A 22,820-nucleotide genomic window follows, 5' to 3' on the forward strand; every position below is an offset into this window, starting at 1 on the left:
AACTTAGGGAAGACATAGTAGCGTTTACAACGAGGTGTGGCGCCTAATTACCGGTTTTTTATGAATACCTAAATCGCCGATAAAGTATCAAGGGGCCAGCGCGGCTTGGCTTGTGAAGACAAGGCCAAGGTTTCCCCTGCTTTCAAACGCTGCATGCCCGCATAGGCAATCATGGCACCATTGTCTGTACAATACGCTAAGCTAGGATAAAACACCTCACCTTTTAGCTCTTGCATCAGGGCTTTCATCTCACTGCGCAACATCGTATTTGCACTTACGCCGCCAGCAATAACCAAACGCTTCATGCCAGTCTGCTTTAATGCTCGCTTACATTTTATAATAAGCGTATCAACTACTGCTTCTTGAAACGCGTAGGCAATATTCGCTTTTATTTGCTCAGCATCACCACCGGTTAGGTCAGCATCGCGAATGGTGTTCGCCGCAAAGGTCTTTAAACCACTGAAACTGAAATCTAGTCCTGGTCTGTCGGTCATCGGGCGAGGAAACTTATAGTGTCCCGCTTCTCCCTTTTCAGCCAATCTTGCTAAAAGAGGGCCGCCTGGGTAATCAAGGCCAAGTAACTTGGCGGTTTTATCAAAGGCTTCACCAGCGGCATCATCAATAGACTCACCAAGTACTTCATATTGACCAATGCCTTCGACTTTAACTAGCATTGAGTGGCCACCTGAAACCAATAAAGCAACGAAAGGAAATTCAGGTGCGTCGTCTTCAAGCATAGGCGCTAATAAATGCCCTTCCATATGATGAACGCCCACTGCTGGCACATTCCACGCGTAGGCCAATGAACGCCCGACAGACGAACCCACTAACAATGCGCCCACTAAACCGGGGCCTTGGGTAAAAGCAACGCCGTCGATCTCTGATGGTTGGGTGTTAGCGTCTTCCATAGCCTTTTCAATTAAAGGAATGATCTTTCTCACGTGGTCCCGTGACGCAAGTTCAGGCACAACACCACCGTAGTCTGCGTGCAGCTTTACTTGGCTATATAGTTCGTGCGACAGCAACCCTTTTTCATCGTCGTAAACGGCGATGCCAGTTTCGTCACAAGATGTTTCTATTCCTAAAATACGCATGGGGAGTAACCCTTTTACTACTAACTTCAATGCTTCGTTTTTGGATTTGCTGTCGTCTTTTTATCACAACACGTGTTCACACAATTGTTGAGAGCCATAATGACTAAGCAAATATCAAAAACTGAGAAAATAATTCTGGCGATCTGATGCGATCATCTTTATGATCCCGCCGCGATCATAACACTACCCTAGTCAGGATCATCTGATTCCACACTTTTGATCACCATTTTTCAAAAGGGAATTAAGCAAGAGAACATTCTGAAAAGGGCGCTTATACAAGCCGAGTTAAACAACACGGTGCTTAACGAGCGCAGAGTTTACCTTTAATCCTGCATTCATGGAATGCCAGTGAACAGGTAAATGAACGGTAAATGCACAATATTGGCTATTTTTTGGCAATTCATCCTTTACTTTCTCTGTAGATATGATTAGAATTTCGCACCATTTTTAACCCGGGTGGCCTTTTTAGCGCACAATTTTACCCGGATTTACACAGTAAAAGTTTTGAGGTGAGTGTTTAATGCCTATCGTTAAAGTTAGAGAAAACGAGCCGTTTGATGTGGCGCTGCGTCGTTTTAAGCGTTCTTGTGAAAAAGCAGGTGTTCTTTCTGAAGTTCGTCGTCGTGAATTCTTCGAAAAGCCAACTTGGGAACGCAAGCGCAAGAAAGCTGCCGCTAAGAAGCGTCATCTTAAGAAGCTAGCTCGTGAAAACGCACGTCGCGTAAAACTCTACTAATATAGGGTTAAGTAACGAGTCTGAAAGGTGTTGCAATTGCAGCACCTTTCGCGTTTCTGGGCCTCTATTTTTTGGCCTTATTCTTATCGACTCCATTTTTTCCTTTTCAAATGGTTGCATTTGATTTTCAACCTGGGGCTTAATAATACCAGTCCGCATAGATGATTATCCACTCAGCGAGATTTAAAATGTTCGTAATCGCGGCGTGTTACCGCAGGTATAGTGGTTCTACATCAAGGTGACACAACAAAGAGTACGGACATTTTAAACTCGCCCTTCGGGAAGGTCTGGCAAGCTTCCTAGCTTCATTCTGGGAATTTGAAAGGGAACAACCATTCCTGCATTCCCACGCTTCGCTAGGAAACTTGCCAGCGCCTTCTGAGTGGGCAATGATCTATGCGGATTGGTATAAACTCTACTAATAAAAAATCAGGAAACATCATGGCACTAATTGATGATTTAAAAGCAGCGCAAAAAGATGCGATGCGTGCAAAAGAAAAAGTACGTCTTGGTACTATTCGCATGGCAATGGCTGCCATTAAACAAAAAGAAATCGATGAACAAATTACGCTAGACGACAGCGCAATCTTAGCGGTACTGACCAAAATGGTTAAGCAGCGCCAAGACGCCGCCGCGCAATACGACGCAGCCAATCGCGACGACCTAGCTAGCAAAGAGCGTGAAGAAATCACTTACATTGAAGATTTCTTACCTCAGCCTTTGACTGACGATGAGCTAAATGCACTTATCGACGAAACCATGGCTGCGACCGGAGCATCGGGTATGCAGGATATGGGTAAAGTCATGGGCGCCTTGAAACCTAAGGTTCAAGGCCGCACCGACATGGGTGCTTTGAGTGCAAAAATTAAGGCGCGTTTGAACGCTTAAACTCTGCCCTTTCGTAAAAGAGAAGCGTGTAGAAGGTGTGCATTGTCACACCTTCATTGTTCTCATTTTTACACTTCCCTGTTAAAGTAGATTACTGTTTTCATAATGTTGTAGCCTGTCGCTTGAAGCGCAGTTACGACTTGTGCTTTTCTCATTCTTTTTGAACTGAATCTTTTTTAACTAACCCTTTTTGAAAGTACCCTCATGGCTGGAAAGATACCTCGCGATTTTATAGACGACCTGCTGTCACGTACCGATGTGGTAGAAGTAGTAGATAGCCGAGTTAAACTTAAAAAAGCAGGTAAAAACTACCAAGCGTGCTGCCCTTTTCATAACGAAAAGTCGCCATCTTTCACTGTTAGTCAAGACAAACAGTTTTACCACTGTTTCGGCTGTGGCGCTCACGGTAACGCTATCTCGTTTATTATGGAGTTCGACCGCTTAGAATTTGTCGAGGCCATTGAAGAGCTAGCGCGCTATCACGGGCTTGAAGTCCCCCGTGAAAAGGGCAGTCGCCCTGCCATGAGCGAAGAGAAAAAGCAGCAACAGCAAGACGATTATGCAGTCATGGAGCAAGTTGCGCGGTTCTTCCAGCACCAGTTACGTCAAAATGGTAATAGCAAAAAAGCCATCGACTACTTGAAAAACCGTGGATTAAGCGGCGATATCGTTAAGCAATGGGAAATTGGCTACGCACCAGACAGTTGGGACGCGTTGCTAAATACCTTTGGCAAAGATCCACAGCGCATCAAGCAACTGGTCGACTTAAAACTGGTCAATAAAAACGACCAAGGGCGTACCTACGACTTCTTCCGCGACCGCATTATGTTTCCTATCAGGGACAAACGGGGTCGTGTGGTGGGTTTCGGCGGCCGAGTATTAGATGACGGCGGCCCTAAATACTTAAACTCACCAGAAACCCGCATTTTCCACAAAGGCAGTGAGCTCTTTGGCTTTTATTCTGCCAGACAAAAAAATCGTAGCCTGGATACCGTCGTTATTGTAGAAGGCTATATGGACGTGGTGGCGCTAAGTCAATTCGACATTAATATTGCTACTGCTGCGCTAGGTACAGCTACCACACCTGAACATATTCAAATGCTGGTTCGCGCTACGTCTCACATTGTATGCTGTTATGACGGTGACCGCGCAGGGCGTGAAGCTGCATGGCGCGCGTTAGAAAACGCCCTACCCGCATTAAAAGACGGCGTGCGTATTTCGTTTTTATTCCTACCCGATGGCGAAGACCCTGACACTATGGTGCGTCAGGTGGGGAAAGAAGCGTTTATGGAGATGCTAAATGACGCTATGCCGTTATCCCGCTTCTTCTTTGAGAACTTATTAAAAACTCACAACGTGGGTACGCCTGAAGGCAAGATTGCCCTTAAAAAAGCGGCAATGCCACTTATCGAAAGTACGCTTGGTGATGATCAAAAACAAATGTTGCTGGAAGAGCTGGCCAAGCACACCGGTGAGTTTGACCGATTTAAGCTTCAGCAGGATATCACCAAAGCCAATCAAGGTACGAAGCAGGCTTACTCGCCGAATCGCAACCAAGTGAATAAGCCTAAGCTATCGCCACTTCGCATGTTAATTCGTTTACTGTTAGATAAACCTGAACTAGCTACCCTCTGTGAAGATGTCCAAATTGATATATTCGTAGGTAGCAACGCTGCTGGCATGGATTTATTACGCGATGTGCATCGCTATTGCGTAAGTCACCCTCAAGCAAAAACCGCGCAGCTTGTTGAAAATTTCCGCGACCATCCCCATTCTTCTACTATCGCGAAATTATTGTTACAAGAACACTTGGTTAAAGACGAGGATGCTGAACGGGTTTATAACGACAGCTTCGCTCGCTTACTGGACGGGCATTTCGATAGCCGCATTGAAACCTTAATTTCACGCTCGCGGGTTCAGCCGCTAACTCAAGCGGAAAAACAGGAACTGAATCTGCTTATGAGGGAAAGACAGAAGAGTTAACCTTGGGCAAACTGACCTAGAGGTTAGCCTGTTCTTCTGTAGGCTTTTGCACAAGGCTTTTTTAAACACTTATGTTGGTGAGATTAAGTTTACAAGATTAGTTTAGCTAGAATACGCGCTGTCTGGAATACGCGCTGTAAGTATGCGCTGTTTTATAGCTTAAAAACACTGGCTAAAAAATCGGCCATCAATCTGGTAAAACCACCGTTTATTCTGCTATACTGGCTAATTCGCTGTGGGCACAGATAAACGTGTCTCATTCACTATAAAGTGAACAAAAATACAGCAGCACGAGTAGCAAAGATATAGCCGAACATAACGGGCAGATCCGAACCCGAGCAGATGTGCATCGCAACATAATGGTTTAGACCAGCGTGGCATCGAGCATTAACGGCCTTGATACAAAAGCAGTACTACAGCAGAACGGGGAACATACCTAGACGTATGTTGTCTTTTCTATTGCAAACTAATTGAATGTGAGAAGTGTAGGTTATATGGCGCAAAGCAAGCAGTCTCAGATTAAACTCCTGATTGCAAAAGGTAAAGAGCAAGGTTACTTAACCTTTGCAGAAGTAAACGACCACCTGCCGCAAGATATTGTCGATTCTGATCAAATCGAAGACATAATCCGCATGATTAACGACATGGGAATTCAAGTTTCTGAATCAGCTCCTGATGCAGACGAACTTCTCATGCAAGAAGCGAATGCTGATGAAGATGCTGCAGAAGCGGCAGCTCAGGCACTAGCTACTGTAGAAAGTGAAATTGGCCGTACGACCGACCCAGTTCGCATGTACATGCGTGAAATGGGTACGGTTGAACTTCTTACTCGTGAAGGCGAAATTGAAATCGCTAAACGAATTGAAGATGGTATCAACCAGGTACAATGTTCAGTTGCTGAATACCCAGAAGCTATCACTTATCTATTAGACCAGTGGGATCTTTACGAAGCAGAAGAAATTCGCTTGAGCGACATCATCTCTGGCTTTGTTGATCCTAACGATGAGCAAGACCTTGCTCCAACGGCTACTCACGTTGGTTCTGAATTATCTGAAGAAGAGTTAGATGATGAAGACGACGATGAAGATGATGACGATAGCGACGAAGACGATAGCGGTGTTGACCCAGAGTTAGCCCGTGAGCGTTTCACTGAGCTTCGTGAGCAATACCTTAAAACTCGTGAAGTTATCGAGAAGAAAGGCCGTGCTCATGCTGACTCTCGCACGCAGATCAATGCATTAAGCGATGTTTTCAAAGAATTCCGCTTAGTTCCAAAACAGTTCGATCGCATGGTTAAGAACATGCGTGAGATGATGGACAAAGTGCGTATTCAAGAGCGTCTAGTAATGAAGTTCTGCGTGGTTAACGCGAAAATGCCGAAGAAAGACTTCATCAAAGCATTTGCGGGCAACGAAACGTCTAATGCATGGTTACATGAAGCAGTTAAATCAGGTGCACCATACGCCGCTGATCTTGCTGTAAATCAGGAAGAAATTGAGCGCTGTATTAGCAAGATGAACCAAGTTGAACAGGAAACTGGCTTGGTGATCGCAGATATCAAAGACATCAACCGTCGCATGTCAATCGGTGAAGCGAAAGCACGCCGCGCGAAGAAAGAAATGGTTGAAGCTAACTTACGTCTTGTTATCTCAATTGCTAAGAAGTACACCAACCGTGGTCTTCAATTCCTAGACCTTATTCAAGAAGGTAACATTGGTCTAATGAAGGCGGTGGATAAGTTCGAATACCGTCGTGGTTATAAGTTCTCAACTTATGCAACGTGGTGGATTCGTCAGGCGATTACTCGCTCTATTGCTGACCAGGCGCGTACTATCCGTATCCCTGTTCACATGATTGAGACGATCAACAAGCTTAACCGTATCTCTCGCCAAATGCTTCAGGAAATGGGTCGTGAGCCTACTCCTGAAGAGTTGTCAGAGCGCATGTTAATGCCTGAAGACAAAATTCGTAAGGTACTTAAAATTGCTAAAGAGCCAATCTCGATGGAAACCCCTATCGGTGATGATGAAGATTCACATCTTGGCGACTTTATCGAGGACAGCACGATTATTCAGCCCCTCGACTCAGCAACTGGCGGTAGCTTGAAAGATGCAACGCAGGAAGTACTAGCAGGCCTAACAGCCCGTGAAGCAAAAGTACTTCGTATGCGCTTCGGTATCGACATGAATACTGACCACACCCTTGAAGAAGTAGGCAAGCAGTTTGACGTAACCCGTGAGCGTATTCGTCAAATTGAAGCGAAAGCACTTCGCAAACTTCGCCACCCTAGCCGTTCTGAGCAGCTACGCAGCTTCTTAGACGAATAGAAAAAGCATTGCTTAGACTAAAAATCCCCAGCCTTGGCTGGGGATTTTTTTATGCCTTCGTTTTATTCTATACCCCGTTAACTTGCGCGGCACGACTTGTTGTTTATGTTTATTGCGCCCACAAAAAAGCCTCCTTTCGGAGGCTCTTAATAGCTTTTGACAAACTAGTGCGTGTTACACTCTGAATTGCTTCGCAATTGACTCAAGGTGCTGCGCCAGGTCAGCAAGCTCATTACACATGCTGCCTAATTCACCTGAACGGCTCGCCGTTTGCTCGGTACGCTCATGAATTTCATCAACGTGACGAACTATGTCAACCGCTACAGTGCGCTGGTCTTCGGTATTGTGCGCAATTTGCTCGTTCATTTGATTGATGCGCCCAATAGTACTGGTAATGGTTTCTAGACTGCTTCCCGCTTTATTAGCCGTCTCTACACTGCTAGTTGCTTGTTCAGTACCACGAGACATTACCTCTACCGCTGAGTGAGCAGCATTTTGAAGCTGTTCAATAGTACTTTGAATTTCTTCCGTAGACTGCTGTGTGCGCGATGCTAGCGTTCTTACTTCATCAGCTACCACTGCAAAGCCTCGACCTTGTTCACCCGCCCTAGCTGCCTCGATAGCGGCGTTAAGCGCTAATAAGTTAGTTTGCTCTGCAATGCCTTTAATCACATCCAGCACCGAGCCAACTTTATTAGAATCAGACTCTAAACGAGCTATAACGTCAGCGGTTTCGCGTACGTTCTCAGCAAGCTGCTGAATACTGGTAACGGTTTGCTGTACGATTTGACGTCCTTCACTGGCCGCTGTTGTCGCTTCGTTAGCGTCGCTTGCCGCCTGCGCTGCGCTATGTGCAACACCGTCAACAGAGCCACTCATCGTATCTACCGCACGCTTAGCATTGGTTGCAGACTTTTGCTGTACATCAATGGTGCGCTGGGTTTCTTCCGTTACACCGCGTAAGTTCTGCGCTAGGTTTGATAGCGGTAAACTCGCTTCTACCACATCACGCACTACGCCTTGCAGCTTGTCCATGAATTGGTTGAACCAATACACCAACTCGCCAATTTCATCTTCGCTTTTGGTTTCTATGCGAACCGTCAGGTCACCGTTTTCTTGAGCAATATCTTTAAGGGAACGAACCACGTCATCAATACTTTGCTTTATGCCGCGAACAATAGGTACCGCTGTTCCAAACAGCAATATAGTCACAACCACGGCTAAAATGACGCCTGTGCTAATTAACGAGGTATTGGCACTGTCTGTGTTTTTAAATGCTTCTTCAAATGCCGCCTGTTGAGCATCACGAAATTGAGACATCGCAGCGATGGCACCATCGTATGACTGATTCATTTGGGCTGAGAGTTCGCCTAGACGACTGAAGTCGGCAGTGCCGTTGACCATAGACTGTGATACGTCGTAGGCAACATCGAAATAATTATCAAAGCCTGAGGAGATGCGAGAAATTTCACTACGAAACTCAGGGCTAATAGAAGCAATTTGGTTTAAGCCGCTTTTTGCTTCTTCGGCGAGCTCTTGCGCCATAGTAAGGGTGTCTTGATCACCAGTGGTCACTGCGCTCGCAAGGGTATCGCGAACCTTTTGCATATCAACTAAGGTCGATGCTGATAGTTGAAGGGCAGGAAATTGAACTTTCTGAACTTTTTCTAGCGTTGCACCATTATTGAGTGCGGTATAGACAGTGATAAGCAAGTAAATAATAAAACTTAGCGCTGCGATCCCCGGTATGAGGAAAATCTTTGTCGCAATTGGCATTTTTTTTAGAAAGTTCATCAGCTATCCCACTGTTTTTTATAATTGCTTAACTACGTTTCAGTTTTACCTGAAAAAACATCATAACTAATTTATCTACCCAATAGCTAAAATCTTTAATGAAATTATGGCCTCGCACCAAAATACAAGGCCATAACGAGTAGTTAGAACGTATAGTTTACGCCTACTTTGAGCAGTGTTGCATCATTTAGATCGTTTAGATCATCTGAATACCAAGTTACGTCAGTTTTAAGTGCAAAACCTGGCTCAACGTCGTAACGAAGACCAACAGTAACTGCAGATACATCTAGCTCCTGTTGAGCAGCAATACCTGCCGCAGTTTGGTAAATACCCGGCGAGCCATTTGCGCCGTTCCACGTAGCATCAACCACGGCATCACCTGTCGCAATCGTAGCAGGCAATGCAGCAATTAAACCTAGCTGAGTACCATTATCCGCTTCTTCAACTTCGTAAGTAATATGTGGTGTAAACTTGCCAAAGCGCATACCCGCCGTAACGTACCATGCTTTATTATCGGCAATAACAGAGCCATCAACTTCTGTTTGGGTAAATTCTGCACCCACAAACCAATCGTACTTATCGATATCAACAGCAACTTCAAAGAAGGTACCTGTATCTTCGTTAACACTCAGGCCTTCAGCGGCTAAAGACGCCGCAGGAATAAAGGCACCATATTGATTTAAACCACCAACAAATGTGTCAAAGTCAGCATTCGCAGCACTTGTTTTACCACGTGCTAGCAAAGTACGCGCACTGAACCAATCACGTGTTGCTTCAAATGAAACAGCGACCACGTTTTCCAACTCTAACGCAGCAGGCGTTCCTGAAATGGTGGTATCAGCCTCAACACGACCAACGGTAAACTGTGCACCATATTCCCAGTCACCTGAGTAGTTCATGTAGTCAACACGAACACCGTCAATGTTGTTGAAGTCAATGCCGTATACAGCATCTGGTGGTGTTAGCCAGTGATACGAGTAACCGATATCTAATGAAGCAGAGTACTTAAATAAAGGCATGCGCAGACGGCCTGCACTGATGTTGAAGTTGTTGTTCAACATATAGGTCATGTACGCCCATTCAAAATCGGCGTCGTAATCTTCACTACCACGGCCAACTAGCTGGGCGGTCGCAGAGAGCTTATCGCTAACATCACCACGAACCTGAAGGCCAAATACACTTGCAGGGTCGAAGTTAAAGTCGCTGTCGTAATCGTACACTGACTCGTCATCGTCTAGTGTCATACCACCAATAAGGTTTGCAAAGCCGTTGATTTGAATATCAGCCAGTGCCGGAGTAGCTAACAGGCCAGCCATAGATAAGATAGCAAGTTTGGTTTTCATGCGTGTTCCTTAAATTCTTTGTATAAACGGTCAGTTAAAAGGTAGCGACTACTCGTACGCTGTCGTTAACAGCGCCAGCGTCGACGTAACCAATTGCGCCAGGGTTTCCTGCTACTGCAGATACAACTTCTGCATCGCTACCCAGAGCTTTTGGTGGTTGACCTTTACCGGTAAATACTAGTTTTGACCAAAACGCAGTTAATTGTGCTGCGGTTTTGTTCAATACCTTGCCGTTAAATTCATCAGTGGCAGATTGGCCTTCAGCTAACGCAAGTGGCTCGGCTTGCGTACCGCTTGGAAACGCCTTTGCTTTATTTAGAAATAAACGGCTAATACTATCTTTATCGAGGGTGTCAGCGTTACTTGGATGAACAATAACTGCTACATCGGCAAAAGCTACGTTACAGCACAATCCTGCTGCAAGTATCCATTTCTTCATGATATGTCCTCTAGAGTCTGTTGAATGCTTGCTCTTCGCTTTTAACTTTCTTGCTAACCCGTTTGCACGGAAAGTGGAGCTTTTAAACGGCTTGAGACAAACATGTGCGTGTGTGCTCATACTCATACAACGGGGTAAGTATTGGTCACAATTGCCATATTCGCCAATTTGAGCGTGAAAATTTTAGCGTCTAAAAATTAATGACTTATACAAGCGTTTGATTTTGGCGCGAAGTGTAGATGAAGTTGTAAGTTAAGCAACTATACAAATGTCTAATACATACCTTTATGCATTATGGCTACAAATAAGAATTAATGATGAGAACAATAAAAAGCAAATTATTTTATCTTATTCAGTAGGTTAAGGGATTTCACCACAAAACGTTTAGTGATAAGCGATGATATTTACGTATATAAAAACATACGCAAAAGATAATCCTTACAGCCCCTTCCTGTATATTTTTGAATCAGCCCTTGTTGAGCATGTATTGAAGAAAATAAAGGATAAGCGGGGCTTGTACCCCGCTAATGGTTACGATTCGCCTTTTTTATAAGGAATCGACTGCTCCAGCTTCTCTATCTCCATTGTTCGTTGAAGTGGAGAACCGGTGTTTCTTGCCAGCCAACTATAAGCGGTGGGAACAACATAAAGTGTCATGAAGGCAGAAACGAGAACACCAGAGAAAATGACCATGCCTATAACCATTCTGCTTTCTGCTCCTGGTCCAGACGCGAGTACAAGTGGTAAGGAGCTAAATACCGTAGTGAAGCCCGTCATTACGATAGGACGTAGGCGCTGCGCGGCTGCGCGTTTAAGCGCATATTCAAACTCCATACCGGCATCCCGTAGTTGGTTTGCAAACTCGACAATAAGAATACCGTTTTTTGCGGCAAGTCCAATTAGCATAACCAAACCGATTTGACTGTATATATTGATTGTCATATCGCTAAAGAATAGCCCGATATAGGCTCCAACAAGCGCCAACGGCACGGTCAGCATGATGACTAACGGGTGCACCCAGCTTTCAAATTGCGCAGCCAATATTAAATAAGTGACAGCGAGTGCCAGCATAAATACATATACAAATGAATTACCCGCTTCCTGATACAGCTGTGACTCGCCTTTGTAATCTATTGATACATTGTCAGGCAGTTCTGTACTTACAATGTTTTCTAAATATTCAAGTGCCTGCCCTAGCGTATAACCGTCCGCCAAGTTGGCAGAAATAGTGACAGCACGCATTCTGTTGTAGCGGTTTAACTGTGCTGACGTGGCTTGCTCTTCAAACGTGAGTAAATTGTCCATAGGAATGAGCTCGCCAGTACGGGATGAACGCACGTACAAATTTTCTATGCTGTTAGGGCTTCGAAAATCTTCCTCTATACCTTCCATGATGACATCGTATTCTTCGCCCCTATCAAGGAATGTTGACACCCTACGCTGACCCAGCATCACTTCCAGTGTGCCGCCAATATCACTAATTGATACCCCAAGATCAGCGGCCCTGTCGCGGTTAATATTCACCAATAGCTGTGGTGAGGTTTCTTTATAATCGGAGTCTAGTCTAATGAGTCTTGGGTTCTGCGCTGCCTTTTGTAGAACAATGTCTCGCCATTCAACCAGATTTTCGTAGGTATCGCCTTGTAAGACGAACTGAACAGGACGGCCGAGGCCTCCTCCAGAAATCCCGCTGCGCATGATGGCAAAAGCACGAACGTCAGGCACGCTGTTGAGTTTGGTGCTGATTTCATCCATGAGCGAAAATGTACTGAAATCTCGCTCATCCCAGTCTGCAGACCCCACAATTGCGATACCCGCATTACCGCCGAAACCAGGTGTTCTAACCAAAAGGCGATTGATTTTCCCACTCTCGCGGTAAGGCATTAAGATACTTTCAATCTTTTCGAGATTCTTTGCGTTACTTTCGAAACTAGCCCCTTCCTGCGCGTTCATCAAAATGAAGAAATTGCCTCTGTCTTCTTTGGGAACGAACTCGCTAGGCACTTTTTCAGAAAGCTGTACCAATGCAACGATAGCAATAGCAAGCATAAGCAGCATCAAAATAGGCTGATGCAACGTTTTACCTAGCGTATTGAAGTAGCCGTTCTCTAGTTTAGAGAACTGCTTGTCCATCCAACTTCCAAAGCCAGACGACCGCGTTCTTTTTTTAAGGATTTTCGACGCCATCATGGGCGACAACGTAAGTGCGGTAAAGCTTGAAAACGCTACCGCAGCAGCTATGGCCAATGCGAACTCCGTAAATAGCCTTCCAATGTTGCCCTCAAGGAAAACCAACGGTACAAACACAGAAATAAGCACCAGCGTTGTTGCAATAACCGCAAACCCAACTTCTTTAGCGCCGCGGTAGGCGGCCAAAATAGGTGGTTCGCCCATTTCTATGCGTCGGTAGATGTTCTCAAGCACAACTATGGCGTCATCCACCACCAAACCGATGGCTAGCACCATAGCAAGCAGGGTAAGAAGGTTGATCGAAAACCCCAGTGCATACATCACGATAAAAGCGGCAATAATAGAAACGGGTACGGTAACTGCCGGAATCAACGTGGCGCGAATATTACCTAGGAAAAGGTAAATAACGATCACCACCATAAGCATCGCTATACCTAAAGTCTCATATACTTCATCAATCGACGCCTCAATAAATACCGACGAATCATAGCTGGGTACAATAAAAATATTATCAGGAAGGGTGGCTTCAATTCTTTCAATTTGCGCTTTCGCTGCACGGGCAACGTCTAAGGTGTTGGCTTTGGACTGCTTAATAATACCGAGTCCAATCATATTGACGCCATCACCACGAAACTCGGTTTCGTCATCTTCTGCGGTTAATTCAACATGGGCTATTTCGCCAAGCCGCACAAGATAGCCGTTGTCGCCTATCGCAACCGTCAGCGCGGCAAAGTCGTCAGGTGTAAGAAAGGTTCGCGCAACCCGTACTTCAAAGTTACGGTCAGTACTTTCCACTTCCCCCGCCGGCAATTCCACATTCTCGGCGCGAATGACTTGCTCTACATCGTTTACCGTAATACCTCTTGCCGCCATTGCATTGCGGTCTAGGAACACTTTCATGGCATAGCGCCTGCCTCCCCCAATTTGAACTCGGGCGACACCATCGACAATTGAAAGCCTATCCACTAATACGCGCTCGGCGTAGTCAGTTAGCTCCATGGTATTTAGGTTTGTGCTTCGCAGGTTGTACCATACCACGGCGCTTTCATCGGAATTTGCTTTAGACACCTCTGGAGGATCAGCTTGGTCAGGCAAGTTATTGAGTGCGCGACTTACTCGCTCGCGCACGTCATTCGCGGCAGCATCAATGTCGCGAGAGAGCTTAAATTCAATGGTAATGTCTGAACGACCATTACGAGAGGTCGAGGTAACGTTTTTTATCCCCTCAATACCCGATATTCTATCTTCCAATAGCTGGGTGATCCGAGTCTCAACAATATTAGCCGATGCCCCTGTATAGGTCGTACTCACCGATACAATCGGTGGGTCGATATCAGGGTATTCACGCAAACTCAACATGGTAAAAGCGACAATACCGAAAATGATCAGCAGTAAATTGATAACCGTTGCGAAAACAGGGCGCTTTACGGAAACGTCTGACAATAACATGACGATATGCTCCCTTAGCGGTTTAACACATTAACCGGAGATTGGTCGCGTACCCGAAGCGTGCCTTCGGTAATGACCTCATCGCCTTCGTTTAACCCACTAACAATTTGTACCAGCCCGGGACGACGCTCACCAATTACCACTTCGGTTTGATGTGCAACGTTATCTTTAACGACATACACATACTGCTTGTCTTGAACGGGAACCAGCGCCTTTTCCGGCAATACCAAAGTATTCAGCACGCGCTTTTCAACAATTACGGTAAGCAGCATACCTGGGCGTAGACGATTATCTTGGTTGTCTATCGTTGCACGTACCCGAATGGAGCGGCTAATCGGGTCAAGGCGCGTATCAATGTTAGAGATTTTCCCTGTAAACTCTTCTCCGGGGTAAGCCACCGAGGATGCACTTAATGCCTGCCCTTTAGCCACGCTTGCAAGATGGTTTTCAGCGATACTGAAATCGACCTTAATTAGACTGATGTCATCTAAAGTCGTGATAGTGTCACCAGGTTGCACCAAAGAGCCGATACTGATTTCGCGATTACCAAGTAGTCCGCTAAATGGCGCGCGTATCTGCAAGTCGTTTAGCTGAGCTAGCGCAATATCTAGCTGAGCTTGTAAGGCTTTAACCCGTGCTTGCTGCTCGTCAAGAAGTTGTTCAGAGGTAGCGTTTGACTGACGCAAGTCAGAAATTCGCGTGAACTGGCGTTTGGCCTCATCAATATTCGCCTTAAGTTCCTCTACCCTGGCGCGTTCTTCCGTATTGTTTAGCTGAACCAGTAACTCGCCTTCGGTGGCTTTATCGCCGTCTTCAAAATTAATCGTTTTTACGGTATCGGTGACTTGTGCGGTAATATTCACCGACTCGTTGGCGGTAGCAGTACCTAATGACTCAATCGTAATGGGGAATGCCTGTGATGATACCAAGGCTGTTTTTACCGGCGTCGCCCGCACGCTACTATTACTCGCGCTCTCTTCTTCGGGCATATTCAAATACACTACAACACCTGCAAGTAGTACTACGCCAAGCAACAAAGGCGATAAAGATAATCGTGAAGACATAACCTTTCCTATAGGTAAAAAAGTATCCCATCACGTATTTTTCAAAACGTTTAGGATACTCAAGTACACAAAATCGGCTTACGATTCTTCGCAAGCGCCGCTATACGTTAAGATTGTGTACTGCGTTATTATTGTTAGTTGTGTTATTTTTGCGTAGAGTCTGTCATTTAATATTGATTATTTTTAAAACAATCACAAACAGCTTCTAGAGTATTTTACCCAAATCGATGGTCATCTTATTTCGCTTATCAGCTATATTCGCTGTTTTAACGCTTTTCGCATGTTCACAGTCTTCACCCAACGCGCCGGTTTGTCGCGTTTCCGATAGGCTTTTATCTCAACAAAACCAAGCTGGAGAAAACAGTCCAGCCCCTTTGATTGCTGCCGCGTGCCTAGTCAAAACAAATAATAAGGTACTGTTAGTAGAACACCGTCTTTCAGGTAAATTGGATTTTCCTGGTGGAGGGGTGCTTGAAAATGAATCGGTCGCCTGTACTGCACACAGAGAAACGTGGGAAGAAACTGGGTTCAATGTTGAAGTTACCCAATATTTATCCACCACATCTAATGGACTGGCTATATTTGGTTGTGATTTAGATGCTGGTATTGAGACCCTTCCAGACGCCTTCGATGCGCCTCCTTGGGCCAAATTAGAGATAAAAAAGCTCGTAAAAGCCGACCCCTTTACCCTTGACCACGACGCAATGCGTTTCGCTGACGATCTTATTCCCTTGCGCGATGGCTACACCCAATTCGATATAACGCAGCACTGACAAAGCATTGTTCATTGTTGCGGGTATTGGTAAATTGTCACCATGAAAAGAATAGGAGAAGTGGCTTGTTTTCACTGCCAACCTTAAGCCTTAAAGGCAAAGTATCTGAACAAGAATGGCAAACTCGTGTCGATTTAGCAGCATGCTATCGGTTAGTGGCAGATATGCGATGGGGCGACCTTATTTACACGCATATCTCAGCTAAGGTACCGGGCACTGATCATTACTTGGTTAACGCCTTTGGCCTGACGTTTGACGAGGTTACCGCCTCTAACCTGGTTAAGGTCGATTTAGAGGGTAACATCCTTGACGATACACCTTACGGCATCAACCCCGCTGGCTTCACCATTCACAGTGCTATCCACGAAGTGCGCCACGATGCCCAATGCGTTATTCACCTGCATACACTAGCCACAATCTCAGTCGCATCTGTTAAAGGCGGGCTTAAGCCCTGGAGCCAGTATTCAATGTTTTCGCTACCATCACTTTCTTATCACAGCTACGAAGGTTTAGCCGTTGATGATAGTGAAAAGAAACGTTTGCAGGACGATCTTGGCGACACTAATCACATGCTTTTGCCTAATCACGGCGGTCTAACCCTTGGCCCCACCGTTGGTGACGCCTTTATGCGCTTTTATGATTTGCAGCGTGCGTGCGAAATTCAACTTGCCCTGATGCAGTCTAATGAAGAGGTTATCGAGATACCGCAAAGCATTATTGATGGCATATACGCACAGGCTAATGTGGTTCACAGCGGCGAAACAGGCGGCCAAAAAGCATGGCCTGCCATGCTTCGCAAAGCTTACAAACTAGACCCGGGCTTCTGCGAATAATTTAGCTTAGCCAGCTAAACGCCAACTTATTTCAAACAGGAATTGTTTATACATTATGAAAGTCACCAAAGTAGAAATTTTTGATATCGAATGCCCTAAGCGCCCTCAGTGGAACCCGGTTTTCGTTCGCGTGTACACCGACGAAGGTATTACCGGTGTGGGCGAAGCAGGACTGGCTTATGATTGGGGTCACAGCGCCGCTGCACACATGATTAAAGAAATTGCCGAAGCCATGCTGATTGGCTTTAATCCTTTTCACACTGAACTGCTGTGGTCGAGAATGCTGCGCGAAGGCTTTTGGGGATTAGGCGGCGGCCCGGTTATTTATGCTGCGATGAGCGCTATTGATACTGCACTTTGGGACATTAAAGGCAAAGCGCTTGGCTTACCGGTTTACGAATTACTGGGTGGCAAAACTAATGGCAAGCTCCGTAGCTACGCTAGCCAGCTACAGTTTGATTGGGACAAAGAAGTGACCAAGCTTAACGACCCCGCTGACTATGCTCGCGCCACTGAAAAAGCACTTAAAGATGGTTACGATGCGGTTAAAGTTGACCCCATCGTTTACGATAAAGATGGCAACACCCATTTCGACAGAACCAAACTATTCACTAAGCCCGAGCTTAAACTTTTCAAAGCCCGTCTTCAGGCGATTAGAGACACAATGGGCGAAGATGGCGACATCATCTTTGAATGTCACAGCTTATTAGGTGCATCAACGGCTATCCAGCTGGGTGACATCGTTGAAGAAATTGACTGTCTATATTACGAAGAGCCAGTGAATTACCTTAACTCGAAGCTTCACGACAAAGTAGCGAAGAACGTGAATGTGCCTATTGCGGGCGGTGAGCGCTTGTACCACCGCTGGGATGTACGCCCTTACCTTGAAGACCAATCTATTGATGTACTTCAGCCTGACGTTGGCCTTTGTGGTGGTTTCACCGAAGCGAAAAAGGTGTGTGATTATGCCGACATTTACGATGTACGTATTCAGGCTCACGTTTGCGGAGGCCCTGTAGCGACAGCGGCAAGCCTGCATCTAGAAACGGCCATTCCAAACTTCTTAATTCACGAGCACCATACCTACGCTATTAAAGACTGGAACCGTGAACTTTGCATTCAAGATCCTCAGCCAGTAAACGGCTTCATTGAAGCGCCTGACACACCGGGAATTGGTATCGATCTAAACGATGAGGTGGTTTATCGCTCGCCGCACATGACGGTAACTGCGCTTAAATAAAGCTGAAACCCAACGGGTTTATTGAAGGCAATAAACCCTAGGCTAGTTCAGCAGCTCAACTAAGCTAGCTTTATGCGATGTCGTACCATCGCTTCGCATTTTCGTACAGCAGCGCCGCTTTTTGAGTTACAGAAAGCGGCGTTGTCATATCAATGAATCCATGCCAAAGCGCGGCATACGGCATTCGCCACTGACACAGCGGAAAGTTGCTGGCAAACATCATGTGATCTGTGCCAACGGTGTCCAGCAAGGTTTCAAAAATATAAGACGCACGCTGCCACAGCCAACGGCGATCTTGCATTTCTAATCCTGAGAACTTAAACACAACTTGCTGCGTTTCATTCAAGTCGCGAATACTCTGCCGCCATGTTTTAAACGCAAAGCTATTTACATCAATCGGCGCTATTGCGGCATGGTTTATAGCCACTTTTAGCGAGGGTGTTTGTTCTAGTACCGTTAGCAACGCATACACAGCATTGCTATCTGTAAGATTTAACTGCGCTTCAAAAGACAAGCCTTGCGACGCCATATGATGAAGCCCCCATTTAACTTTAGGGGTGCGTAAAAGTACTTTAGCATCGTCATCTAAAATGTGACGAAGCCCACGTATTGAGTGGTACTGCTTTAGCTTATCGATATGACTGCCAACATTATTTCCTGTTAAATCGATACACCCAACTGAACGGAATGGCAGCGTACAATGACGCTCCAAGAACGCAATTTCACGCCAGGGTCTTTCGTTATCGTAACCCGCTTCAATGTGAACAAAACCGCCTAACTGCCCTAACGACGCGCGATAGAGCATGTGCTCTGTAGTATGTTTTGCAATCGCTTTTTTATCTGGCCAAAAAGGGGCATTGGCTGGTTTCAGCCAATTATAGTGCCCTTCGTTTAAGGCAAAGAAGTGAATATGAGGGTCTATCCAAGTGATTGAAGGCTTGCTCATCTTTGTTTATAAAACCTTGGTTTATACTATTGCCGATAAGGCATTTCGCGTTGCTTTTCTGTTCAGCTCTTTCTATTGTGCTGTGTAGCCCCCATCCACCGCATACAAGCTACCCGTGATGAACGACGCTTTGTTGCTGCATAGGAAATAAGTCAATTCAGCTACGTCTTCTGGCTGACCAAGGCGTCCGATAGGTTGTGCAGCGGCTTCTTCGGCAACCACTTCACTTTTGTCTGCCCCAGAGCGAGCCACATAATTATCAATGGCGTTATGAAATAGAGGGGTTTCGATGGTACCCGGGCAGACCGCGTTAACGCGGATATTATAGGGTGCGTAGTCAAGCGCGGTGGTTTTCGCCATAGACGCCAACGCACCTTTGCTGACCCCGTAGGCGAACGAATTGCGCTTTCCAATAAAGGACTGATCTGAGCCCATCACCACAATCGCGCCGCTGCCCTGCTCTTTCATGGTCGGCAGGCAAGACTTAATCGCGCCATACGCCCCTTTTACGTTCAAGTTTAGTACCTTATCAAGCAGCGCTTCATCAGTGTCTTCAATGGTTGCTGAAACATGTATACCGGCATTACACACCAATGCGTCTATGCGTTGATAAGAACTAATAACCTCATTCACCGCGGCTTCAATATTACGCACAACACTTACATCACACGGCTTCCAGATAGCATTAGGTAACGCTTGCTCAAAGTCTCTGATATCTAAATTAATGACTTGATAACCGTTTTGACTAAACAGCTTGCATACCGCAAAACCGATACCCAAGCTTCCCCCCGTTACAATGCAAACCGGGATCTGCGCATCATCACTGCTATGTTTAAGGTTTTTCTTCGCGCTTTCTGGATTCATGTTTTTATGTACCGTGTTGCTTGTGCGTATGTGAACGGGTTATTTCAATGTAGGCTAAGCATGCCAGTGAGAATTTGAATTGCAAGCGAGCTTACCACTTGAGTTCACTTTTCTATATTAACATCAATGCGTCAGTCATCATCATCAGAGCCTGTGTGACCTTTACTGCACATTTAAAGTCCACGAGTCTTGGTAAACCTATGTGTTTCTCTCATATCAGTCCGCATAGATCATTACCCACATCATCCAAATTTATTATTAACTTTCCTTTAACGGACTATTCGGACTACGCTTTTTGTGACTATAATAGACAAAATTAAAACACTTGTTTGAAAAAGGAGTCATCCATGCCTCTGTACCACGCCCCTACGACTGATTTTCAGTTCTTGTTAAAAGACTGGCTTGGACTTGATGCTCACTACGAAAAGCTCGGTATCAGCGACTTTGATAGCGAACTTGCCAACGAAATTATTGCACAGGGTGCAAAGTTTGCTTTGGATGTGGTTGCCCCTCTTAACCGTGAAGGCGATGAAGAAGGCTGTACGCTAAAAGACGGCAAAATTACCACGCCTAAAGGCTTCGCTGATGCCTATCAGGAATATGTTGCTAACGGCTGGAATGCAATGCTAGGTACTGCCGAGTACGACGGGCAAGACTTGCCGTACACCATGGCTGTGCCTGTTCACGAAATGCTAAACGCGGCGAACTTAAGCTGGCGTTTAACCACCATGCTTACTGAAAGCGCAACACTTGCGGTTACTAAGCACGCCAGTAAAGAATTAAAAGATATCTACCTTGCTAAGCTAATCAGCGGTGAGTGGACAGGTACCATGAACCTGACCGAACCTCACGCAGGAACAGATTTGAGCTTGCTTAGTACCAAAGCTGAGCCACAAGGCGACGGCAGCTATAAAGTCACCGGTAATAAGATTTTTATTACCGCAGGCGATCATGATTGGAGCTCGAACGTTATTCACCTTGTTCTAGCTCGTCTGCCTGATGCTCCCAAAGGCGTTAAAGGCATCAGCTTATTCTTAGTGCCCAAGTTCCTTCCAGATGCCAGCAATCAGCCTGGCGAGGCGAACAGCTTGTCAGTGGGAAGCATCGAACACAAAATGGGGATCAAAGCGAGCCCGACTTGCGTGATGAATTTTGACGGTGCAACGGGGTACCTTGTAGGTGAAGAAAACCAAGGCCTAGCATGTATGTTCACCATGATGAACGATGCACGCTTCCAAGTAGGTCTGCAAGGTTTAGGGGCGGCAGAAGCCTCTTACCAAGGCGCGCTGACCTATGCCCGCGAACGCGTTCAGTCTCGCGCACCTCAGGGAATTCAAAATCCAGAAGGCAAAGCAGACCCGATCGTCTTTCAACCTGACGTAGCGCGTATGTTACTTACGCAGAAATCACTGATTGAAGGCTGTCGTGCACTTTCACTTTTCTATGCCAAGTTTATGGACGTTGAGAAGCTTGGTGAAGGTCAAGAAAAAGAAGATGCCGACAAGATACTTCAGTTTTTAACGCCAATCTGCAAAGCTTTTATGACGGATATGGGCCTTGAGACCACCAGCCTAGGTGTACAAGTATTTGGTGGTCACGGCTTTATTCGTGAATGGGGTATGGAACAACTTATGCGCGACGTGCGCATTGCTATGTTATATGAAGGCACCAACGGTATTCAGGCGCTAGACCTTATTGGTCGTAAGCTTACCCGAGATGGCGGTCAAATGATGGAAGCGACCTATAATGCGTTTAACGCTTTGGTCAGCGACATTCAAGACAGTGAGGCGAAGGGTCTGGCTCAAGGAATTCTTGATGACTGGCGTGCATCTTCAGCCGATTGCTTAGGTATGGATGCCACCACCGCTGCAGCTGCTGCTTGTGATTACTTGGCATACAGCGCCTATTCATTGATTGGTGTACTGTGGTACAGCATGGCCGACAAAGCGCAGGCATCAGGTAATGCAGTACTTGCAGCGTCTAAGATGAAGACACGTGACTTCTACATGGAACGTATATTAGTACGTCGCGATGCGCACAAAGCCGCTTATAAAGCTGGCCCTGGAAGCACCCTTGCAATATCAGGTAATGAGTTTGATTATCTGTAGGCAGCTTATTCTGCTATAGCCCGTGAAATATGGGCTATGAACGCAAAAAAGGTCACTATATGTGACCTTTTTTATTATGATTTGAACGAAACTATTAGTCGTTTGCTGCTACTTGGGTTGAAAAGGTATCTGAAAACCAATCGTTAAGCATCGCTTTTTCATAAGAAAGCGATTCCGTGCGATTGCGACGAATATTCGACTCCATAAAATCCATATCTTTAAGTTTCACATCTTCACCACTTAAAATGACCTGACCGTCGGCATTAGCCAACGAGTAGCTGAATGTCATTCTAGGAATATCAACGCGCTTAATGATACGGACGTCGCTACCGGCACCGTTACCGAAGCCGACAAACTGGCTTGGCCAAACTTGGCCAGCTAAATCAACATTTGTTACTGTCATTGACAGCACTTGCGACTCAGGTAAATCACTGGCCAAATCTACAATGTGTTCTTCAAGCTCTTGTAGCGTTCGTTCGCGGAACCGTTTACGAGATTCATTGGTTGGTCTTACATCGCTATAAGACTCAGGTTCTTCCCACGTTATCTTCACCTCAGCGGCTTGAGTGGGAGCAAAAACGGTAAGGAGTCCCACCGCTGTGGCGCAGCTTAAACAAGAAAAAGTACGTAATTTATTCACTTTTATGCTCCTAAATTCAGTCGTTTAAACTATGAGTTAGCAAGACATTTAGAGAAAGCTTAGCATGCAGCAATTGTCGGCTTTTATATCAGCTTTATATTTAACCAAC

Annotated in this window: 17 protein-coding genes; 8 read left to right on the forward strand and 9 right to left on the reverse strand. The window is 45.7% G+C overall.

The window, feature by feature from the left end:
- Positions 1-68: 68 nt before the first annotated feature.
- Entirely contained in the window at positions 69-1,094 is a 1,026-nt protein-coding gene (tsaD, locus tag QME20_RS03905) for a tRNA (adenosine(37)-N6)-threonylcarbamoyltransferase complex transferase subunit TsaD (protein ID WP_039224515.1), read from the reverse strand.
- Between the two features lie 520 nt (positions 1,095-1,614).
- Here tsaD and rpsU point away from each other — a divergent pair.
- From rpsU to rpoD, 4 genes are all read left to right on the forward strand, one after another.
- Positions 1,615-1,830: a 30S ribosomal protein S21 gene (rpsU, locus tag QME20_RS03910; RefSeq protein ID WP_012517258.1), complete on the forward strand. Its 216-nt coding sequence runs from the start codon at positions 1,615-1,617 to the stop codon at positions 1,828-1,830.
- 441 nt (positions 1,831-2,271) lie between these two features.
- Complete coding sequence (locus QME20_RS03915; RefSeq protein ID WP_012517256.1) at positions 2,272-2,718, forward strand: GatB/YqeY domain-containing protein; 447 nt, start codon at positions 2,272-2,274, stop codon at positions 2,716-2,718.
- 204 nt (positions 2,719-2,922) lie between these two features.
- Positions 2,923-4,701, forward strand: a complete 1,779-nt coding sequence (gene dnaG, locus QME20_RS03920) for a DNA primase (protein WP_281715484.1) — start codon at positions 2,923-2,925, stop codon at positions 4,699-4,701.
- Positions 4,702-5,195: 494 nt separating this feature from the next.
- Positions 5,196-7,028 carry an RNA polymerase sigma factor RpoD gene (gene rpoD / locus QME20_RS03925; RefSeq protein ID WP_014948265.1) on the forward strand — a complete coding sequence of 611 codons (1,833 nt, stop codon included), beginning with the start codon at positions 5,196-5,198 and terminating at the stop codon, positions 7,026-7,028.
- Between the two features lie 174 nt (positions 7,029-7,202).
- Here the strand turns inward: rpoD and QME20_RS03930 are convergent, their stop codons facing one another.
- From QME20_RS03930 to QME20_RS03950, 5 genes are all read right to left on the reverse strand, one after another.
- A complete protein-coding gene (locus tag QME20_RS03930; RefSeq protein WP_039224512.1) occupies positions 7,203-8,822 on the reverse strand; it encodes a methyl-accepting chemotaxis protein in 1,620 nt (539 codons plus the stop codon).
- A gap of 143 nt (positions 8,823-8,965) precedes the next feature.
- Positions 8,966-10,165 (reverse strand): hypothetical protein, encoded by a 1,200-nt coding sequence (locus tag QME20_RS03935; RefSeq protein ID WP_014948263.1) that lies wholly within the window; start codon positions 10,163-10,165, stop codon positions 8,966-8,968.
- Positions 10,166-10,199: 34 nt separating this feature from the next.
- Complete coding sequence (locus tag QME20_RS03940; protein ID WP_281715485.1) at positions 10,200-10,604, reverse strand: phosphate ABC transporter substrate-binding protein; 405 nt, start codon at positions 10,602-10,604, stop codon at positions 10,200-10,202.
- A gap of 531 nt (positions 10,605-11,135) precedes the next feature.
- Positions 11,136-14,243 (reverse strand): efflux RND transporter permease subunit, encoded by a 3,108-nt coding sequence (locus tag QME20_RS03945; protein ID WP_281715486.1) that lies wholly within the window; start codon positions 14,241-14,243, stop codon positions 11,136-11,138.
- A 14-nt stretch (positions 14,244-14,257) separates the two neighbouring features.
- Positions 14,258-15,307 carry an efflux RND transporter periplasmic adaptor subunit gene (locus QME20_RS03950; RefSeq protein ID WP_014975679.1) on the reverse strand — a complete coding sequence of 350 codons (1,050 nt, stop codon included), beginning with the start codon at positions 15,305-15,307 and terminating at the stop codon, positions 14,258-14,260.
- A 227-nt stretch (positions 15,308-15,534) separates the two neighbouring features.
- On the opposite strand from QME20_RS03950, the gene QME20_RS03955 reads away from it, so the two are divergent.
- From QME20_RS03955 to QME20_RS03965, 3 genes are all read left to right on the forward strand, one after another.
- Complete coding sequence (locus QME20_RS03955) at positions 15,535-16,080, forward strand: NUDIX domain-containing protein (protein ID WP_281715487.1); 546 nt, start codon at positions 15,535-15,537, stop codon at positions 16,078-16,080.
- Between the two features lie 65 nt (positions 16,081-16,145).
- Positions 16,146-16,913 carry a class II aldolase/adducin family protein gene (locus QME20_RS03960; RefSeq protein WP_014948258.1) on the forward strand — a complete coding sequence of 256 codons (768 nt, stop codon included), beginning with the start codon at positions 16,146-16,148 and terminating at the stop codon, positions 16,911-16,913.
- Positions 16,914-16,968: 55 nt separating this feature from the next.
- On the forward strand, positions 16,969-18,153 hold the full coding sequence (locus tag QME20_RS03965) for a mandelate racemase/muconate lactonizing enzyme family protein (protein ID WP_281715488.1): 1,185 nt from the start codon (positions 16,969-16,971) through the stop codon (positions 18,151-18,153).
- A gap of 70 nt (positions 18,154-18,223) precedes the next feature.
- On the opposite strand, the gene QME20_RS03970 is transcribed toward QME20_RS03965, so the two are convergent.
- Together QME20_RS03970 and QME20_RS03975 are read right to left on the reverse strand one after the other, a co-directional pair.
- Positions 18,224-19,099, reverse strand: a complete 876-nt coding sequence (locus QME20_RS03970; RefSeq protein ID WP_281715489.1) for an amidohydrolase family protein — start codon at positions 19,097-19,099, stop codon at positions 18,224-18,226.
- 72 nt (positions 19,100-19,171) lie between these two features.
- Positions 19,172-19,963 (reverse strand): SDR family oxidoreductase, encoded by a 792-nt coding sequence (locus QME20_RS03975; RefSeq protein WP_281715490.1) that lies wholly within the window; start codon positions 19,961-19,963, stop codon positions 19,172-19,174.
- A 347-nt stretch (positions 19,964-20,310) separates the two neighbouring features.
- Between QME20_RS03975 and QME20_RS03980 the strand changes: the two genes are divergently transcribed.
- Complete coding sequence (locus QME20_RS03980) at positions 20,311-22,071, forward strand: acyl-CoA dehydrogenase family protein (protein ID WP_281715491.1); 1,761 nt, start codon at positions 20,311-20,313, stop codon at positions 22,069-22,071.
- A gap of 94 nt (positions 22,072-22,165) precedes the next feature.
- On the opposite strand, the gene QME20_RS03985 is transcribed toward QME20_RS03980, so the two are convergent.
- Positions 22,166-22,711, reverse strand: coding sequence for a DUF3016 domain-containing protein (locus tag QME20_RS03985; RefSeq protein WP_014948252.1), 546 nt, complete (start codon positions 22,709-22,711; stop codon positions 22,166-22,168).
- Positions 22,712-22,820: the final 109 nt, after the last annotated feature.

Source organism: Alteromonas sp. CyTr2 (assembly GCF_947311905.1).
Classification (GTDB): Bacteria; Pseudomonadota; Gammaproteobacteria; order Enterobacterales; family Alteromonadaceae; genus Alteromonas; species Alteromonas macleodii.

What these genes read in the sequence shown, in the direction of transcription:
- tsaD (WP_039224515.1), bottom strand. Translation starts at nt 1,094, where the DNA reads ATGCGTATTTTAGGAATAGAAACATCTTGTGACGAAACTGGCATCGCC.
- rpsU (WP_012517258.1), top strand. Translation starts at nt 1,615, where the DNA reads ATGCCTATCGTTAAAGTTAGAGAAAACGAGCCGTTTGATGTGGCGCTG.
- QME20_RS03915 (WP_012517256.1), top strand. Translation starts at nt 2,272, where the DNA reads ATGGCACTAATTGATGATTTAAAAGCAGCGCAAAAAGATGCGATGCGT.
- dnaG (WP_281715484.1), top strand. Translation starts at nt 2,923, where the DNA reads ATGGCTGGAAAGATACCTCGCGATTTTATAGACGACCTGCTGTCACGT.
- rpoD (WP_014948265.1), top strand. Translation starts at nt 5,196, where the DNA reads ATGGCGCAAAGCAAGCAGTCTCAGATTAAACTCCTGATTGCAAAAGGT.
- QME20_RS03930 (WP_039224512.1), bottom strand. Translation starts at nt 8,822, where the DNA reads ATGAACTTTCTAAAAAAAATGCCAATTGCGACAAAGATTTTCCTCATA.
- QME20_RS03935 (WP_014948263.1), bottom strand. Translation starts at nt 10,165, where the DNA reads ATGAAAACCAAACTTGCTATCTTATCTATGGCTGGCCTGTTAGCTACT.
- QME20_RS03940 (WP_281715485.1), bottom strand. Translation starts at nt 10,604, where the DNA reads ATGAAGAAATGGATACTTGCAGCAGGATTGTGCTGTAACGTAGCTTTT.
- QME20_RS03945 (WP_281715486.1), bottom strand. Translation starts at nt 14,243, where the DNA reads ATGTTATTGTCAGACGTTTCCGTAAAGCGCCCTGTTTTCGCAACGGTT.
- QME20_RS03950 (WP_014975679.1), bottom strand. Translation starts at nt 15,307, where the DNA reads ATGTCTTCACGATTATCTTTATCGCCTTTGTTGCTTGGCGTAGTACTA.
- QME20_RS03955 (WP_281715487.1), top strand. Translation starts at nt 15,535, where the DNA reads ATGGTCATCTTATTTCGCTTATCAGCTATATTCGCTGTTTTAACGCTT.
- QME20_RS03965 (WP_281715488.1), top strand. Translation starts at nt 16,969, where the DNA reads ATGAAAGTCACCAAAGTAGAAATTTTTGATATCGAATGCCCTAAGCGC.
- QME20_RS03970 (WP_281715489.1), bottom strand. Translation starts at nt 19,099, where the DNA reads ATGAGCAAGCCTTCAATCACTTGGATAGACCCTCATATTCACTTCTTT.
- QME20_RS03975 (WP_281715490.1), bottom strand. Translation starts at nt 19,963, where the DNA reads ATGAATCCAGAAAGCGCGAAGAAAAACCTTAAACATAGCAGTGATGAT.
- QME20_RS03980 (WP_281715491.1), top strand. Translation starts at nt 20,311, where the DNA reads ATGCCTCTGTACCACGCCCCTACGACTGATTTTCAGTTCTTGTTAAAA.